Origin of the sequence: Enterococcus sp. B2E4, from assembly GCF_030499455.1 — a bacterium.
Lineage (GTDB): Bacteria > Bacillota > Bacilli > Lactobacillales > Enterococcaceae > Enterococcus_D > Enterococcus_D casseliflavus.
The window spans coordinates 19,723-37,423 of sequence record NZ_JAUKPK010000006.1 but is presented as its reverse complement, the minus strand read 5'-3'; the positions used below and the strand labels follow the sequence as shown (position 1 = coordinate 37,423).

General features: G+C 42.6%; 17 protein-coding genes. All 17 read right to left on the bottom strand.

The genetic code is table 11. From position 1 onward, the window contains the following. Nucleotides 1-26 precede the first annotated feature (26 nt). Nucleotides 27-761 (bottom strand): metallophosphoesterase family protein, encoded by a 735-nt coding sequence (locus tag Q1X33_RS06745; RefSeq protein WP_005231330.1) that lies wholly within the window; start codon nucleotides 759-761, stop codon nucleotides 27-29. 165 nt (nucleotides 762-926) lie between these two features. Then, on the bottom strand, nucleotides 927-1,298 hold the full coding sequence (locus tag Q1X33_RS06740; RefSeq protein WP_005225991.1) for a VOC family protein: 372 nt from the start codon (nucleotides 1,296-1,298) through the stop codon (nucleotides 927-929). A 22-nt stretch (nucleotides 1,299-1,320) separates the two neighbouring features. Then, on the bottom strand, nucleotides 1,321-1,734 hold the full coding sequence (locus tag Q1X33_RS06735) for a DUF1149 family protein (protein WP_005225990.1): 414 nt from the start codon (nucleotides 1,732-1,734) through the stop codon (nucleotides 1,321-1,323). A 92-nt stretch (nucleotides 1,735-1,826) separates the two neighbouring features. Continuing rightward, on the bottom strand, nucleotides 1,827-2,879 hold the full coding sequence (locus Q1X33_RS06730; protein WP_270787878.1) for a SepM family pheromone-processing serine protease: 1,053 nt from the start codon (nucleotides 2,877-2,879) through the stop codon (nucleotides 1,827-1,829). Then, a complete protein-coding gene (gene coaD / locus Q1X33_RS06725) occupies nucleotides 2,869-3,363 on the bottom strand; it encodes a pantetheine-phosphate adenylyltransferase (RefSeq protein WP_005231326.1) in 495 nt (164 codons plus the stop codon). Before coaD ends, Q1X33_RS06730 begins: the two co-directional genes overlap by 11 nt. 1 nt (nucleotide 3,364) lies before the next feature. Next, nucleotides 3,365-3,919, bottom strand: a complete 555-nt coding sequence (rsmD, locus tag Q1X33_RS06720) for a 16S rRNA (guanine(966)-N(2))-methyltransferase RsmD (RefSeq protein ID WP_005225987.1) — start codon at nucleotides 3,917-3,919, stop codon at nucleotides 3,365-3,367. A gap of 100 nt (nucleotides 3,920-4,019) precedes the next feature. Further along, complete coding sequence (locus Q1X33_RS06715; protein ID WP_005225986.1) at nucleotides 4,020-4,364, bottom strand: YlbG family protein; 345 nt, start codon at nucleotides 4,362-4,364, stop codon at nucleotides 4,020-4,022. Continuing rightward, nucleotides 4,351-4,779, bottom strand: a complete 429-nt coding sequence (locus Q1X33_RS06710; protein WP_005225985.1) for a YlbF family regulator — start codon at nucleotides 4,777-4,779, stop codon at nucleotides 4,351-4,353. The genes Q1X33_RS06715 and Q1X33_RS06710 overlap by 14 nt, the downstream gene beginning before the upstream one ends. Continuing rightward, nucleotides 4,766-5,896 (bottom strand): CAP-associated domain-containing protein, encoded by a 1,131-nt coding sequence (locus tag Q1X33_RS06705; protein WP_005225984.1) that lies wholly within the window; start codon nucleotides 5,894-5,896, stop codon nucleotides 4,766-4,768. The genes Q1X33_RS06710 and Q1X33_RS06705 overlap by 14 nt, the downstream gene beginning before the upstream one ends. A gap of 15 nt (nucleotides 5,897-5,911) precedes the next feature. Then, the gene (locus Q1X33_RS06700) at nucleotides 5,912-9,340 is read right to left on the bottom strand and encodes a pyruvate carboxylase (protein WP_005225983.1); all 3,429 of its coding nucleotides are present in this window, start codon (nucleotides 9,338-9,340) and stop codon (nucleotides 5,912-5,914) included. A gap of 22 nt (nucleotides 9,341-9,362) precedes the next feature. Next, nucleotides 9,363-10,526 carry an FtsW/RodA/SpoVE family cell cycle protein gene (locus Q1X33_RS06695; protein WP_005225982.1) on the bottom strand — a complete coding sequence of 388 codons (1,164 nt, stop codon included), beginning with the start codon at nucleotides 10,524-10,526 and terminating at the stop codon, nucleotides 9,363-9,365. A 2-nt stretch (nucleotides 10,527-10,528) separates the two neighbouring features. Further along, the gene (locus Q1X33_RS06690) at nucleotides 10,529-10,828 is read right to left on the bottom strand and encodes a YlaN family protein (RefSeq protein WP_005225981.1); all 300 of its coding nucleotides are present in this window, start codon (nucleotides 10,826-10,828) and stop codon (nucleotides 10,529-10,531) included. Between the two features lie 370 nt (nucleotides 10,829-11,198). After that, nucleotides 11,199-12,233 carry a diacylglycerol kinase gene (locus tag Q1X33_RS06685; RefSeq protein ID WP_005225980.1) on the bottom strand — a complete coding sequence of 345 codons (1,035 nt, stop codon included), beginning with the start codon at nucleotides 12,231-12,233 and terminating at the stop codon, nucleotides 11,199-11,201. Between the two features lie 10 nt (nucleotides 12,234-12,243). Then, nucleotides 12,244-13,674, bottom strand: coding sequence for an Asp-tRNA(Asn)/Glu-tRNA(Gln) amidotransferase subunit GatB (gene gatB, locus Q1X33_RS06680; protein WP_005225979.1), 1,431 nt, complete (start codon nucleotides 13,672-13,674; stop codon nucleotides 12,244-12,246). Next, nucleotides 13,671-15,143, bottom strand: coding sequence for an Asp-tRNA(Asn)/Glu-tRNA(Gln) amidotransferase subunit GatA (gene gatA, locus Q1X33_RS06675; protein WP_005225978.1), 1,473 nt, complete (start codon nucleotides 15,141-15,143; stop codon nucleotides 13,671-13,673). The genes gatB and gatA overlap by 4 nt, the downstream gene beginning before the upstream one ends. Then, a complete protein-coding gene (gene gatC / locus Q1X33_RS06670) occupies nucleotides 15,143-15,448 on the bottom strand; it encodes an Asp-tRNA(Asn)/Glu-tRNA(Gln) amidotransferase subunit GatC (protein ID WP_005225977.1) in 306 nt (101 codons plus the stop codon). Before gatC ends, gatA begins: the two co-directional genes overlap by 1 nt. 215 nt (nucleotides 15,449-15,663) lie before the next feature. Next, on the bottom strand, nucleotides 15,664-17,694 hold the full coding sequence (ligA, locus tag Q1X33_RS06665; protein WP_081117063.1) for an NAD-dependent DNA ligase LigA: 2,031 nt from the start codon (nucleotides 17,692-17,694) through the stop codon (nucleotides 15,664-15,666). Nucleotides 17,695-17,701 lie beyond the last annotated feature (7 nt).

Genomic DNA, 17,701 nt, shown 5'->3' with positions numbered 1-17,701 from the left:
GCTTTTGTCTTTTCTCAAAAAGACTTTTAAAAGTCTGGTTGCCAAGGACCTGCTAAATTTTGGTATTCAATGTCCTGAACGATCCCTTTGTCATCAAAAATCACGCCATGCACCGATCCACCAAATACTGCCCCGCCATCGATGCCGATTTTGTCGTCTTGTTGCCATAGATCCGTCGTCTGCATATCTCCATGCAGCATGGGCGTGATGGTATGGCCAAAAACGATCGTTTTTCCTGTACGGTTTTTTCCTTTATGAAACGGCTCGCGAATCCAGATAAAATCATGGTCTGCGGTCTTACGCCAATCTTTTTTACTTAAATCCACGCCCGCATGAACAAAGAGATACTTTCCCCATTCGTAATAAAGCGGTCGCTCCATCAAAAACTCTATTAAGTCTCGATAGCTACTGCGGATCATTAAGGCGATTTCCGTCGGCGAATACTCCTCAGTAGCGCCTGTATGCAAAAGACTTTCAATCGTTTCTTTGCCGCCATTGCGTACGTAAGCGGCAAACCAATCCTCAGGGGCATTTAGAAATTGCAGAAAATACTCCTCGTGATTGCCGCGTAAATAAATCGCTTGGTATTCTTCGACTAACTTTTTTCCCAGAAAAAAACACTCTTTTGACTTCGGCCCCCGATCATTTAAGTCTCCAATCAAAAGCAGCTGATGGAGCTTAGGGTCATAATCGGTAAGAAGTTTTTTAAACAGATCGGCCATTCCATGAATATCACTGATTGCATATAGATAGTTTTGCATAGTCATTTCCTCCTTAAAGGCAATTGATTCTCTTGTTATCAATTTTAGACCTTTGCCTGTAAAATGTCTTGCAATAAAACGAAAAAACCAACCATTTGTCCTGAACAGTACGACAACATAAAGTCGGGTTCAAAAGGACGAATGATTGGTTACGATCGACAAAAGCTATTTTCCTGAAACAGCAAAATAATTGCCATCCGGATCGGCAAAATTGAAAACCAGTTGTTCTTCCATCTGAATCAATTCACCCACTTCTGCTTCCATCTCTAAAAGCTTCTTATAAAGTGTCGTAATATCTTCTGCAAAAAACATGATCGATGGGGAATTCAAAGCGACTTCAGGTGAATGTGTTTCGATAAACTCACGGTCATATAAGACAAAATGTGCCTCCGCCTCTTTTGATGGCGCGATTTCAACGACGGATGTTCCATCAACGGTTTGTTGTTCAATGATCACAAACCCTAGTTCTTGCCAAAACTCAACTGCTTTTGTCACATCGTCAACGTATAGCATCACTTGCATTTGATTGGAAAACAATGGGCATCCCTCCTATTTCTCGTTATTCGTCTGCTTCCTTCGCTTCTTGCGCAGCGTTCGAATTGGTATTAAAGTTCAATTGTAAACCTGGTTTGTCGGTCACGATCTCTGTCACTTCATAAGTCAAGCGTTTGACGATATCAAACAAGGGCTCAACCAAGCGATCAGTTTCGGCTTTCGTCAAATCCTCTCCAGAATTGACTTTGCGATTCAAAATATGATTGACTTGTCCGACACGTCCTGACAAAACGTAATCAGGGAACACCAATTGGAATTCTAAGCGGGCACCAATAATACTGTTTTTTTCCATATATTCTTCATCTTTGACTTTTAACGGCGCAAAGCCGACATTCAATTTTGTTTCCATTTCTTTGTCTTTCGGTTTCATATCAAAATGATATGCTTCAACGATCGGTTGTTGTCTTTTTAATTCCACTAGATTCACACTCCTTATCTAAAAGTATAGCATAACCTTTTCTTTGAGCCTACTGTATTCTTTAGACAATAAAAAAAACGGCAAGTGCCGTTTTAATTTGCTTCTTTTAGTGTTGCTAGGTAGTCCAATGCATCTTGGACATTGGCGATCGGAACGATTTTCATGTCTGTGTCTAACTTCTTCGCTGCGGCCACTGCCTCTTCGTAATTCGTTTTAATGGAAGGATCTATTTCACGCTCTTCATCAGTGATTTCATCGTCCGGAGCAAAAAAGATTTCTGCTCCACTTTCGCTGGCACTCGCTACTTTTTTGTCAATCCCACCGATTCGACCAACCGTCCCATCAGCTGAGATCGTTCCGGTTCCAGCAATATTATGGCCTTTACGCAAGTTATCTCCAGTTAGCTGTTCATAGATTTCAAGGGTGAACATCAACCCAGCTGAAGGCCCACCGATATTGCCAGAATCGATCACGATCTCTTCATCAGAAGTGATCTCTGTATGATCGACGAGTGAGATACCGATACCTGCTTTTTGATTGCTTTCCAGTTCAATTAATTTGCCTGTTGCTTCTTTTTCTTCACCATCTTGCAAGTAAGTTACGGTGATCTCATCACCAATGGTTTGACTTTGTACATAGTCGATAAAGTCTTGGCTACTTTTAAATTCTTTGCCATTGACAGCGGTGACGGTATCTCCCACGGATATTTTCCCCGCAAAACTGGAATTTGGATCGATCCCCATGACATAGACCCCTTTATAGGTCATTTCATAAGGCAAGTCTGCCAGCTTTAATGCTTGCTCAATCGCACTATTTTGCGAGGATTCCATATAGTAGCGCTGGATGCGATTGTACTCCTCATCTGTCGCACCGCCTAAAAGTTCTTCCTTACTGATCAAGTCTTGAAATTCATTGAATTTCGTTCCAATCGCCGTAAACACAGTAGCCTGTCGAATCCCGACACTGGTTAAAGAAAAGGAGCCGGCTGAGGTGTCTTCTTTTTGATTGACGGTAATCAATTCTTTTAAATCGATCGTTGCACCAGGTTGCTCGATATAATAAGGAATCGGCAAAAAGGCACAGGCTGCGATGATCAGTGCTAAAACAAACAAGAGAACATATTTGATCGTTGATTTAAGATTCATTGGTATCACGCTTCTTTACTATAGCATCGTAGATATTTTGTGGTAAATATTCCGCAACATCGCCGTTAAAGGTTAAGATTTCTTTCAACAAACTGGAGCTGATGAAACTATGCTTTGCATCTGCTAAAAGAAAGACGGTCTCTAGGGAAGGTTCTAAGTGATGATTCATTTCCATGATGTCCCGCTCATACTCATAATCTTTCACACTGCGAATGCCTCTAAGCAGAAACTGTGCGCCTAGTTTTTTCGCGATCGTGACCGTCAGCTCCGTTTCTTGCGCCAGAATCTTGACGTTTGGAATATGAGCGAGGGCTTCTTCAATTAGATGAACTTTTTCTTCACTTGTAAAAAAACTTTTTTTATTGGTATTTGTAAAAACACCCACGATCAGTTCATCAAAAAGCGTTGCGCCTCGCTCAATCAGATCCACATGACCTGACGTCAGCGGATCAAAACTTCCTGGAAATAAAGCAATCTTTTTCATGTTATCCCTCATTTCTATAGATCGTCACCGCAGATATGCCATAGGTTTGGGCGCGCATCAAATGCAAAGAACCAATCTTTTCTGGCAAGACGATAGACTTATCTGTTTCGCAAACCACATAAGCAAACGGACGAATCAATTCATCCTTAAGCATAGCTTCTAGCTGTTGCAGGATCTCTTGCTTTGCGTAAGGTGGATCTAAAAATAGATAGTCAAAGCTTTGTCCCTCAGCTGCAAACTGGCGTAAGGCTTGATTGGCATCCATTTTTAGTACCGTGAACTTTTCTGGTTCTTTGGTTATTGCAATATTTTCACGGATCACTTTGATAGCTGGAAAACTACGGTCGACACAAACGGCATGCTCCGCACCACGAGAGACCGCTTCGATCGCTAAGCCCCCGCTCCCACTAAACAGATCCAGTACAACTCCTCCATCTAAATATTGCCCTAACATGTTAAAGATCGCCCCTTTTACTTTGTCTGTCGTGGGGCGAGTGTTATCTCCAGCAAGACTTTTTAATCTGCGGCCACCATATTCTCCGGCTACTACACGCATGCGTTTTTCCCTCCAAGATCTTCGTAAATACAAATATAGCACTGTTTCTATAAATAGCAATAAAAAAATGGCGGTGACTCAAGGCACCCCCACTTTTCTATTACACGTTTTCTGCCAATCGAATCATCGTATTTTTTTCTTCGATATCAAACCCTTCATCTTTCACTGGATAGGCTGCTGATGTACCAATTTTTTCAGCAAAATCCATTTCTACATCTGGTCGATAGGAAGCTTCAACTTGTCGAACAAAGTGAAACTGCTCGATTTTTGTTTTTTTGCTTTCGTATTCTTCTTCGTTCAAATACATGACCACGTATTTCATTTTACGTGACACATAATGAACGAAGCCAAAACGACGCAAATTTTTTAGTTGACGTAGGCTGTAGACCCATACGATCAATCCTCGACGCTTCTGCATCGTAAAAGGCGTTTTATCCTCGTGCATGACAATTTCCTCCACAACTTGATTTTGATTGAAAAAAAGGACTTCCAGCATCCACTTTGACAGTTGGTGAAAAACACGTAGAAATCGCTACGGTCAGTTCATCCAGCAAACGCTGCAGCTGCGTTTCACTCCAGCGGTACTCGCTCACTTGCTCATTGAGATCCAGCTGTCGCTTAGCTGTGCGCATCGCACGCTTTTTCTCTTTGAAATCAGGGGCATATGCGCCGTACGCTTCAATTCTTTCAAAATCCAGCTTTTTTTCTAAAAACGTTCGCATCAATTCCTGAGCAACAGGATCTTGATGCATGGTTTGTTTCGCTATTTGATAGTTTCTACACGTTTCACTCGCTTTGATTGCCGTTACAAGTGAATCGATTTGATCTTCAATCTCGAAAAAGGCTTCATCGTAAATCATCTGATGTACTATCCTCGGTCCCTTCTACATCTTCTTGCACTAAGACTACCATATTTGCTTCAGAAAAAGCAATTCCTATCTTTTCTGATTGTTCATGGGTCAAACGTTCAGTAAATCTTGGGTTACTGAACCAAGATAAAATAGTAAAGGTTGGATCATAGACAGGCGCTTCAAAAATCGAAGCAGAAGCCTCTAACTCCTTCGCTGCTAATAACTCCTGCCACTCATCGTTCGTCAAAACAAAATTGCTCGTTTTTTCCGAAGAAAGAGCACGTTGATAGGAATGGATGCGTTGAGAGGTCAAATGATCCGATAGATTATTCGTCAAATCCGCTAAAAGTCCGACCGCATCTTGATGTGTCTGGGTATCTTGTACAAAGCTTTCCAAACCGATTTGATTACGAAGCTTATCAATAATGACAAAAGCTAACGTCTCTTTTTCAAGATCAGCTTGTGCTTGGTCAATCGTTTGCGAAACTTGAAACAGCGGTCGTTCTCCTTCTGTCAAGGGATAGGGCGCTAACTTAAGCAGGGTCGTCTGATCCAAGTAAGTGATCGCCTGCAGTTGAGCCGTCTCTTGATCAAAGAATAAAACAGCAAATGTCCCATTATCAAACGCTACTAAGGGTCGGTAGTTCATATCTTCTTCCATCAATTCAAAACTGATGGTGCGATCATTTTGTGTCAAGGTGAAATTTGGATAAATCATGGTCAGCTCAGTCAAGTCAGTCAAGGTCATGCCCATTGCAAAGGGCGCTAGGGAAGATCCCCCGGCGCCGATCACTTTGATTGCCTGCACACTCTCACCATCAGTATTGATCTCAACATATTGCTGATCGTCTAATTGATTGTAGACCCGAATTTCAAACTCGTAGCCCGAGCGATACGTTTGAACTGGAAGCCCGTAGATTTCTTCAAAATCAGAAACAGGCTCCCCAATCAATTCAGCTAATCCTTGGGCTGCGATTGGTTCATAATTCATGGTCGTTGGTGCTTTGATTGGGTTTTCGATCGTCATTCTTGAATCTGAAGCGTTTTGCATGAATACTGGCTGCAAATACACGATTATCAGGGCTAGGAAAAATAAGCCGCAAAATAATAATCCCCTTCGCTTCATCTGCTGATCGACTCCTTATTTTTCTTTGACTTCAATCAGAAGGTCTCCTGACTGGATTGGTTCACCATCGGTTACGTAAACATGCTCAACTACACCAGAGAAGCGAGCTTCGACGGAAGTTTCCATCTTCATCGCTTCAGTGACCATCAACGTCTGTCCACGTGCCACTCGGTCACCTTTTTTGACTAATACTTCTAAAACTGAACCACTCATGGAGGCACCGATTTGTTCTTTGTTCGTTGGCTCTGCTTTGCGTTTTGTTTGAACAGAACTGATGATCGAACTATCTTTCACAACAATTTCTCGTCGTTGACCGTTCAAGTTAAAGAAGAGGGTCCGATTGCCTTCGATATCTGGTTCACCGATTTCATCGAGACGAATGATCAAGATTTTGCCTTTTTCTAATTCGACATTGATCGTTTCACCTAAGCGCATACCATTAAAGAAGGTTGGTGTATCAAGGACTTTTACATCGGCAAACTGCTCATACGCTTTTCGATAATCAAGGAAGACTTGCGGATACATCAAGTAGCTCAAGACTTCTTCGTGTTTTGGTTCATAGCCGATTTTTTCAGCTAGTTCTTGTTTCACTTCGGCAAAATCAACTGGTTTGGCAAAGGTTCCTGGACGTTCCGTAAAGGCTGGGCGTCCTTTTAAGATAATGCGTTGCAATTCTTTCGGGAAACCACCGACTGGCTGACCTAACTCGCCTTGGAAGAAGGTGATCACTGATTCTGGGAAACTCAATGTATCGCCTTTTTCAAAAATATCTTTTTCTGACAAGCCATTTTGTACCATGAAGAGCGCCATATCGCCCACGACTTTCGAAGAAGGTGTCACTTTCACGATGTCTCCAAACATCATATTGACTTCATGATACATTTCTTTGATTTCATCCCATTTTTCGCCTAAACCAACGGCTTTGGCTTGCTGCTGGAGATTGGTATATTGTCCTCCTGGCATCTCATGCTTGTACACTTCCGTTTGAGGGGCGTTCAAGCCATTTTCAAAGGAATGGTAGTACATACGGACATCTTCCCAATAGTGATTCAATTGTTGGATATTATCCACATTGATCTCTGGGCAACGCTCGCCGTTTAAAAGAGCATAATACAAACTACTCATACTTGGCTGACTCGTTGCGCCACTGATAGCTGACATAGCGACATCCACGATATCAACGCCAGCTTTGGTAGCTGCTGAGTAAGTGATAATCCCATTCCCGCTGGTATCATGCGTGTGCAGATGGATCGGTACATCGATCGTATCTTTTAACTCACTGATCAAACGATAAGCCGCTTGCGGTTTTAATAATCCAGCCATATCCTTGATCGCAATAATATGGGCACCAAGATTTTGCAGTTCTTTTGCCATGTCTTTGTAATATTGTACCGAATATTTTTGGCGGGATGGATCATTGATATCCCCTGTATAACAAATCGTCGCTTCTGCAATTTTCCCCGTATCGCGAACGGCTTGGATACTTTTCTCCATTTGTGGGACCCAGTTCAAACTATCAAAGATTCGGAATACATCGATTCCTTGTGCCGCAGATTCTTTGATGAATTCTTCCAACACATTGTCTGGATAATTGGAATACCCGACAGCGTTGGAGCCTCTAAACAACATTTGTAAGAGTGTATTCGGCATTTTTTTCCTGAACATCCGCAATCTTTCCCATGGATCTTCTGTTAAGAAACGGTACGCAACGTCAAAGGTTGCCCCACCCCACATTTCACTTGAGAACAATTGTGGTAGACCAGCTTCCGTCATCGCGGCAATTTTCTTAAAGTCATGGGTTCTTACACGAGTTGCCAACAAACTTTGATGGGCATCTCGGAAGGTTGTATCCGTCAGTAAGACATTCTTTTGTTGACCGATCCATTCAACGACACCCTCGGCACCTTTCGTATCTAAGATATTTTTGGCGCTGACAAAATCAGGCGTTGCTTGGATGTGTTGTGGCATCCGTGGTTCATTGTAGAAAGGTTTCTTTTGTTTTTCGATTCCCGGGAATCCATTAATCGTGATTTCACCGATATACTTCATGGTTTTGTTTCCACGGTCACGAATCCGAGGGAAATTGAATAGTTCTGGCGTATTGTCGATAAAGGTGGTTTTGGCTTCCCCTGAACGAAAGGCTGGATGAGAAACAACATTACGCATAAAGAGAATGTTTGTTTTTACACCACGTACTCGGAATTCTTTCAGACAGCGCATCATTTTTTGAATTGCTTGGTCGAACGAAGCAGCATGCGTACAGACTTTTACAAGTAGCGAGTCGAAATAAGGGGTTACCACTGCACCGGCATAAGCATTTCCGACATCTAAACGAACCCCAAACCCACCTGGAGAGCGGTAGGTATCGATCTTACCAGTATCTGGCATAAAATTATTCGCTGGATCTTCTGTCGTCACGCGACATTGGATCGCAACACCCTCAAAGCGAATGTCTTTTTGTTCAGGAATTCCGATTTCTTTATGCAAGTCTTTGCCTTGTGCAATCAAAATTTGTGTCGTCACGATGTCTAAATTGGTGATCATTTCAGTGATCGTATGTTCCACTTGAACCCGTGGGTTTACTTCGATAAAGTAGAATTTGTCGCCCTCTACTAAAAATTCCACGGTTCCAGCATTGATATACCCGACATGCTTCATTAGTTGAACGGCTGCTTGGCATATTTTTTCCCGTTGTTCATCAGTCATTGACACACAAGGTGCCACCTCGACTACTTTTTGGTGGCGGCGCTGAACCGAGCAATCACGTTCAAATAAGTGAACGACGTTTCCGTGCGTATCTCCTAAAATTTGGACTTCAATATGTTTTGGATTACTAATGTATTTTTCAACGTAGACTTCATCGCTACCAAATGCCGCTTTGGCTTCACTTTTGGCACGTTCGTAGCCGTCTCTTGCTTCTTTTTCATCATGAGCGACACGCATGCCTCGCCCACCGCCCCCAAGGGCTGCTTTGATCATGATTGGATAATCATGTTCGTTTGCAAAAGCTAAAACGTCATCGATCGATGCAACTGGACCGTCAGAGCCAGGAATTGATTGAATCCCGGCCTCGATCGCTGCTGCTTTTGCTTTGATCTTGTCGCCAAAAATATCTAAATGATGGGTGGATGGTCCGATGAAAATCAAACCTTCTTCTTCACAGCGTTGAGCAAATCCCAGATTTTCTGATAAAAAGCCGTATCCAGGATGGATTCCTTCGGCACCGGCCTTTTTCGCCGTGCGAATGATATCTTCAATGTCTAAATACGCATCGATCGGACGTTTGCCTTTCCCTACTAAATACGCTTCGTCTGCTTTAAAGCGATGGACGGAGTATTCATCCTCCGCAGCATAAATTCCGACAGTTTTGATCCCAAGTTCCGCACATGCGCGGAAGACACGGATCGCGATTTCTCCACGATTGGCAACAAGAATTTTCTTCATCTAATCCACTCCATTCAATTGATCAATAATTCAAATAAACCTGTTTCCTCTTTTCTTCGGCACTGATATTTAACACAAAACCGATACAAATCGATAGCATCAGCAAGCTTGATCCACCTTGACTTAGAAATGGGAAAGTGATTCCCGTCAATGGGATCAAACCAGTGATTCCACCTAAGTTGATAAAAATCTGAGACATAAATAATGTCCCTATCCCTATACACATCATGGAATTAAAGGGATCTCTTGAACGGATACCGACAAGAAAGATCCGTCCCACCATATAAAATAAAACACCTAAAATGATGATCGATGGGATCAGCCCTAATTCTTCCATAACGATCGAAAATATATAATCGGTGTGCGCTTCGTTTAAGAAGCCACGTTTTTGGATACTATTTCCAAGCCCGCGCCCGAACAGCCCACCGTTGAACATTGCGTAATACCCATTAACCATTTGATGACCTGTATTGTATTCATCAGCAAACGGGTTCAAAAAGGATGAAAAGCGACTATAGACATAGTCGGGTAAAAGCTTACCACCAGTTAGATTCACAAACAAGACGATCAACATACTACCGATAATACCTGCCACACCTAATATTAAGGTATACAGGTAATTCAATCCGCTAGACAATAACACGACAAATGCCAGCAACATAACGATTACAGCATTCCCTAAGTCGGGATAAAGTGCCATGATCCCGGTGTAGACAAAAACGATTCCGATTGGACGCCAAACCGTTTTCCAAAATTCTTGTTGGATACCTTTTTGACGATAAGATAGCGTCACCGATAAAAACCAAATCACAATAAACTTTAAATACTCTGCTGGTTGAATGGAAAAGCCAGCAATCGATAACCAACCGAGTGCCCCATTTCTTCTTGGGAAAAAGAAGGCAGCGATCAATAAGAACAAGATGACGATCATGGCGATCTGGACAAATTTTTTGTTCCGAAAAACATCCGTTTTCATTTTATACATGACAGTGATCGCTATTAGGCTCACCAACCAAAATAATGTTTGATTGATGACGTAAGAAGCAGCTGTGGTCGGTTGTGTGGCGGTCATCGCAACGTAAGATGTGGAACTATAAACCATCATCAAGCCCGTGACACACATAACAATATATGGTAATAAAATACTATAATCTAATAAATGTCTTTTCTTTACTTTCTCTGGCAAGTTTATGCCTCCTTGCCGATGTCAGGTATCCGCTGGTCCTCGTAGACCTCGCTATACAATTGGTTCAAATCTTTTTCAAGATCCGCCATCAATTGCTGCCCTGTTTGATTATCAACGATCCCCAAGCGGATCGCAAATGCCACTTGTCGTGATAGACCATACATCTGGGTATCAACCACTTCTTCAAATGCTTTGCATTGTGCGATACATAAACTATTTTCTTGGTTTCGGATCAGCTTTTTGATTCGTTCTGCGTCATCTCTCAGCAGATCAAGCGCTTTTGTAGAATCGATTTGCTCCATTCCGGTCCCCCCATTTCTTCGTTTCACCATTATAGCATATTCTTATTCGCTTTTGCATCCATAGATTGGATAGAAATGCGGAAATAACGAACTTTAATGAGCATATATTCGAAAAGTTCGCTTTTTGACGATTATCATTCGTGTTTTGGAAATTTTATTCGTTTTATTTATATGATCCGCGCCTGACTACGTGAAACAAAGACGAATCGTGAAACACTTTATAAAAAACGACCTTTACTAAAATTTAAGAAAAGCTATTCTATCAAGTATTCGAAAAAAAATCGGTGCCTGCTTTTCCACAATTACGTTTTAAAAAAAGAACAGGTCCAAAAGTCCCTGTTCTTTCAGCTCGCATGAAAAGAAAAATCGTTTACTTTGTTTCGTCGCCGATCTTGCCATCCCCATTGATGTCCTCATCGGAAAGACGTTCGACTTCTTTAATAAACCCTTCGCTCATCTCTTGATAATTTTGCTCACCAACGACCGCATCGTCAGGGATTTGATCGACATTTGCAAAAAACTCAATATGATTGTGTAGGTTTTCAAAGCGCATAGGAGCATCTCCGCCGTATTCGCCATCAAGGTTGATCATTAAACGATTGACCTGTTCTGGTGCGTCTACTTCAAGAAAAGATGTTTTCGTATAAATCAGACGACGATCGTTGATGTGTTTTCCACCATTCATCATTAAAGCAACTAAGTGGACGATCTCAAAAATATTGGCCGTTTTGACAATGATCAACGAAAATTTCCCATCGTCAAGCTTTGCATCAGGCGCAATCTGTTCAAAGCCCCCCACTGAATTCGTCAGCCCTAAAAAGAACATCGACGCTCCGCCAATGTATTCTCCGTCTTCATACTTTAGATGCATTTTGATTGGTTTGACACGAGGGAGTAATTCCGCTCCTTTTGCTAGATAAGCTAAGTAGCCAAAAACACTTTTCAGTTCAGAAGGAACATCGTAGGTCAATTCCGTTAAGTGCCCACCAGCAGCAATGTTGATAAAATACATGTTGGGTGTTTTTCCGACATCCATTTTCACTGTCTGCTGCTTCAAAATCACTTCCGCAGCTGCTTTGATATCCGTACGGGGAATCTTTAATGCTCGTGCGTAGTCATTGGTCGTGCCTCCAGGAATGATCGCCATTTTTGGTCGCTTTTCTAAAGGAGCGATCCCATTGACGACTTCATTGATCGTGCCATCCCCACCGGCAGCTACCACCAAATCAAAACCAGCTTCGCCGGCTCTTCTTGCTTCATCACGAGCGGAAAATGGCGCAGCGGTCGTGGCAAATGCACTCGCCTCATAACCGCCAGTTTCCAAAACATCTAAAATATCTGCTAAGTTTTTTCGAATCAATTCTTTCCCAGATGTTGGGTTGTAGATTACTCTTGCTCTTTTCATCGCTTGCCTCTTATCGCTTTGCTAGTTCTTCTTGCAACAGCTTGTTCACAACGCCTGGATTCGCTTGTCCTTTGGTTGCTTTCATGATTTGACCAACTAAGAAACCGACTGCGCGGTCTTTTCCGTTTTTGAAGTCATCGACGGATTGTTGGTTGTTATCTAATACTTCATTGATCATTGGTAGTAATTGCGCAGGATCTGATAATTGGATCAATCCTTTGGCTTTTACGACTTCTTCAGCGTCGCCGCCGTTTGTGATCAATTCTTTGAAGACTTTTTTCGCAATCTTCGAACTGATCGTGCCATCGGCGATCAAACGAATCATCCCCGCTAAATTGTCTGGGGTTAATTTCGTTTCTGGCAGTTCCAATTTCTCGCTGTTCAGATACGCTGAAACTTCACCCATCAACCAGTTAGAAGCTTGTTTAGGATCAGCACCAGCATCGATGGTTTTTTCAAAGAAATCGGACATTTCTTTTGATAAAGTCAAGACCATTGCATCATATTCTGGTAAGCCCAATTCAGAGATGTAACGGGCACGACGTTTTTGCGGCATTTCTGGCAAGCTTTGACGTACACGTTCGATCCATTCATCATCGATCACAAACCGTGGGATATCTGGTTCTGGGAAGTAACGATAATCAGAAGAACCTTCTTTGACACGCATCAATAAGGTTTTGCTGGTTGCTTCATCAAAACGTCGAGTTTCTTGTTGGATCTCGCCTCCAGAAAGCAATACTTTGGCTTGGCGTTTTTCTTCAAATGCCAACCCTTTTTTCACGAAGGACATAGAGTTTAAGTTTTTCAGTTCTGTTTTTGTTCCGAATTGTTCTTGGCCGTAAGGTCGCAACGAAATATTCGCATCACAACGCATGGAACCTTCTTCCATCTTCACATCGGATACTTCTGTGAACAAGATGATTGAACGCAACGCTTCTAGATACGCATATGCTTCTTCTGGTGAACGCATATCCGCTTCGGAAACGATCTCGATCAAAGGGGTTCCTTGACGATTTAGATCAACATAAGAATAACCGCCTTTGCCGTGCATGTTTTTCCCAGCATCTTCTTCCAAATGAACTCGCTCGATGCGAATCTTTTTCTTTTTGCCTTCCACTTCGATCTCGATCCACCCATCATGACCGATCGGTTGATCGAATTGCGAAATTTGATACGCTTTTGGATTGTCGGGATAGAAATAGTTTTTGCGGTCGAAATGCGTTTCTTTTGAGATTTCACAATTCAGCGCAAGCGCAGCTTTCATCCCAAATTCGATAGCCGCTTTGTTCATTACTGGTAAAACACCTGGATAGCCCCAGTCGATCACATTCGTGTTGCTATTTGGTTCAGCGCCAAAGTGAGCAGGTGCTGGAGAAAAAATCTTTGATTCTGTTTTTAATTCTACGTGGACTTCAAGCCCAATGACTGTTTCGAAGTTCATGCCTTATCCCCTCCTAAAATCACTGGTTTTTTCGTGTGGAAATCAGTTGCTTGTTCAAAGGCATAAGCCGCTTTATACATGGTTGCTTCATCAAAATGTTTCCCAATGATCTGCAAGCCGACTGGCAGTCCTTCAGAAAAACCTGCTGGGATCGACATCCCTGGCAGTCCTGCTAAGTTCACAGGAATGGTTAAAATATCATTCAAGTACATGGTGATCGGATCATTGATGTTTTCTCCAATACCAAATGCTACCGTTGGGGAAGCTGGGCCAATGATCAAGTCGTATTGGCTGAAGACCTTATCGAAATCTTGTTTGATCAACGTCCGTACTTGACCGGCTTTTTTGAAGTAGGCATCGTAGTAGCCAGCACTTAGTGAAAACGTACCTAACATGATCCGGCGTTTTACTTCTTCCCCGAATCCTTCACTGCGAGAATTGACATAGACATCTTCTAGATTGTTGACATTTTCTGAACGGAAACCATAACGAATACCGTCAAAACGTTGCAAATTAGAACTTGCTTCAGAAGAAGCGATGATATAGTAAACGGCTACCCCGTATTTTGAGTGTGGCAAGCTGACTTCTTCCACAGTCGCTCCTAACGCACGGAAAGTGTCCGCTGCTTTTAAGATTGCTTCTCGAACGCCTGCTTGGATCCCTTCACCTAAGTATTCTTTTGGCAAAGCGACTTTCATACCTTTGATATCACCCGTCAAACCTGCTGTAAAATCAGGGACAGCAGCGCCTGCTGATGTACTATCTTTCGCATCAAACCCACTGATGGCATTTAATGCAAAGGCATTGTCTTTCACACCACGCGTCATCGGTCCAATTTGATCTAAAGATGATGCAAACGCGATCAGACCAAAACGAGAAACCCGTCCGTAAGTTGGCTTCATCCCGACGATTCCATTGAAAGCTGCTGGTTGACGAATCGAACCACCCGTATCGCTACCTAATGATAGGGGGACTTGTCCAGCTGCAACGGCAGCCGCCGAGCCACCTGATGAACCACCAGGTACTTTTGTTTCGTCCCAAGCGTTTTTCGTTTTCTTAAAGAACGATGTTTCGGTACTTGCGCCCATGGCAAATTCATCCATATTTAACTTACCAACTGGAATCATGTCTGCTTGATAAACTTTGTCCATAACGGTCGCATCGTAAATTGGATCAAAATTACCTAAGATTTTTGAAGCAGCTGTTGTCCGCAAATCTTTGGTAACGATGTTGTCTTTGATTCCGATTGGAATTCCCGCCAACACATTGCTTTCAGTGATGCCTTTTTGATCGATGGCTTGTGCCAATTCCTGCGCTTTTTCTTCATTCAACGCTAGAAACGCATCGACTTTCGGCTCTGTTTCTTTAATGCGAGCAAAGGTTTCGCTCGTTAAGTCTGTTGCAGTAATTTCCTTTGACACTAATAAGCTGTGTAATTCTTCTAAGCTTTTTTTATATAATTCAGTCATTAGGCACCCGCCTCCCCATTATCAATGATTGCAGGCACTTTGATAAAGCCTTCTTCGGATTCTGGAACATTTTTCATTAATTCATCACGGTCCCAGCCGCCGGTCGTTACATCTTCACGCATCACGTTAATCGTTTCTGCGACATTCGATGTGAATGGTACTCCTGTGGTGTCCACTTCTTCAAGTGTTTCAACCATATCAATAATTTTCCCTAGCTGAGAGGTAAACTCATGTAATTCATCGTCTGAGAATGAAAGTTTTGCTAGTTTGGCAACGTGTTTGACTTGTTCTTCGCTGATCGCCATAAAATCCTCCTCTTTCTCGTATCCGTAATCTACGTTTACGTTTTTCCAATGTATTGTATCATTTTTTTAACAAATCATGAAATAGAATTTGAAAATTATCAAATATAATTGCAAATAAAAGCAGAAATCATTTCTTTCCTCGTAGTGCAGGGAAGAAATGATTTCAATTAGACAAGAAAAAACAACTGCTTCTCGTCTGTGACAATGCTTAAAGGTTATTGATCTGCCGAATGACTGCCTTCGATCGCAGCCACCATTTGAGCTTCATCCCAAACGGTGACACCTAGGGATTGTGCTTTGGTCAGTTTGCTGCCTGCCTCTTCCCCAGCAACAACGATATCGGTCTTTTTCGATACACTGCCTGTTACCTTCCCACCGAGATTTTCAATTCGTTCCTTGGCTTCTTCACGAGTGAAGTGACTTAATTTTCCTGTTAAAACGACGGTTTTCTCTTTAAATGGTGATTCGACGTCTTCCAACTGTTCATTTCTAAGCCCCAAATAAGCAAAGTTGACACCCGCTCTTTCAAGTTCATCTAACAGGTCGTGAACTTCTTGATTGTCAAAATACGTGACGACACTTTCAGCAATCGTTGCGCCGATAGCTTCTAGCGAAATGATTTCTTCTTCCTTGGCTTTGCTGAGCGCCCGCAGATCACCGAAATGTTCTGCTAAAATCCGAGCCGCTTTCGCACCGACATGACGGATGCCTAGCCCAAAAATCAAACGTTCAACCGAATTTCCTTTACTTTGATGAATCGCCCGCAACAGGTTATTGGCTGATTTCTCTTTGATTTTATCAAGGGTCAACAATTGTTCTTCTGTTAAAAAGTACAAGTCGGCCACATCTTTAACTAAGGATTTATCGAACATTTGCTCTAAAACACGGGGCCCTAAACCGTCAATGTTCATAGCATTCCGTGAAACGAAATGGCTGAGTCCTTCTTTGATCTGTGCTGGACACTTTGGATTGATACAACGCAAGGCAACTTCTTCATCTAAATGGATCAGCTCACTCCCACATTCGGGACAATGTGTAGGCGATTCAAAGGGTTGACTTGCTTCTGTTCGTTTTTCTTCCAAGACTTTCGCAACCTCTGGAATAATGTCCCCCGCCTTATAGATGATGACCGAATCGCCAATCCGGATGTCTTTCATTTTAATGAAATCTACATTATGGAGACTGGCACGGCTGACCGTCGTTCCAGCAACACGAACAGGGGTCATAACAGCGGTCGGTGTCACAACACCCGTCCGTCCCACGGTCCATTCGATCGTTTCGATCACTGTTTCCGCTTCTTCCGGTGGAAACTTATATGCTGCCGCCCATCGGGGTGCTTTTACGGTAAAGCCTAGCGCATCTTGATCTTTGAAATTATTGACTTTGATGACTACGCCGTCAATCTCATAGGGAAGCTCACTGCGCTTGTCATGAAACTCTTCGATATATGCCCAAACCTCATCGATGGTGTGACACACTCTGCGTTCGTGATTTGTACGAAAGCCTAATTGATCCAGTTCATTCAATGCTGAAAATTGATCATTGGCTTCAATTGGTCCAAAGTCAGCTAGTGTGTACAAGAAGGTGCTTAAGTTTCTTTGGGCTGCGATCCGTGTGTCTAATTGTCGCAAGCTTCCAGCCGCTGCGTTTCTAGGATTGGCAAAAACTTCCGCCCCTTCTTCTTCTCGCTGTTGATTCAATTTCAAAAACGAAGCCTTTGGCATATAGCATTCGCCACGAACTTCCAACGAGATCGGTTCTTTTAATTTCAGTGGAATCGATTTGACGGTCTTTAGGTTTTCTGTAATGTTTTCACCTACCGTACCATCTCCTCGAGTTGCTCCACGAACAAAGCGCCCTTCTTCATATTTCAAGGAAATTGACAATCCATCGATCTTTAACTCGCAGACATAATCTACCGCTTTCCCCAGTGCTTTTTGAACACGGGCATCAAAAGCCACGATTCCTTCTTTGTCAAAGACATCGTTCAGGCTATACAGCGGAATATCATGCGTGACCTTTTCAAAGCCAGGTAAAATGATACCGCCTACTCGTTGGGTGGGTGAGTCTTCGGTTACTAGCTGCGGATAATTGGTTTCAATTTCAACCAGTTCTGCATATAGCTGATCATAGAGATAATCTTCCACGGAAGGCTGATCTTTTACATAGTATTCGTAAGCATACTGATTTAATTGTGTGCGCAGCTCTTCTGCTCGTGATTGGATTTCTTTTGAAGGGACATCCATCCTAATA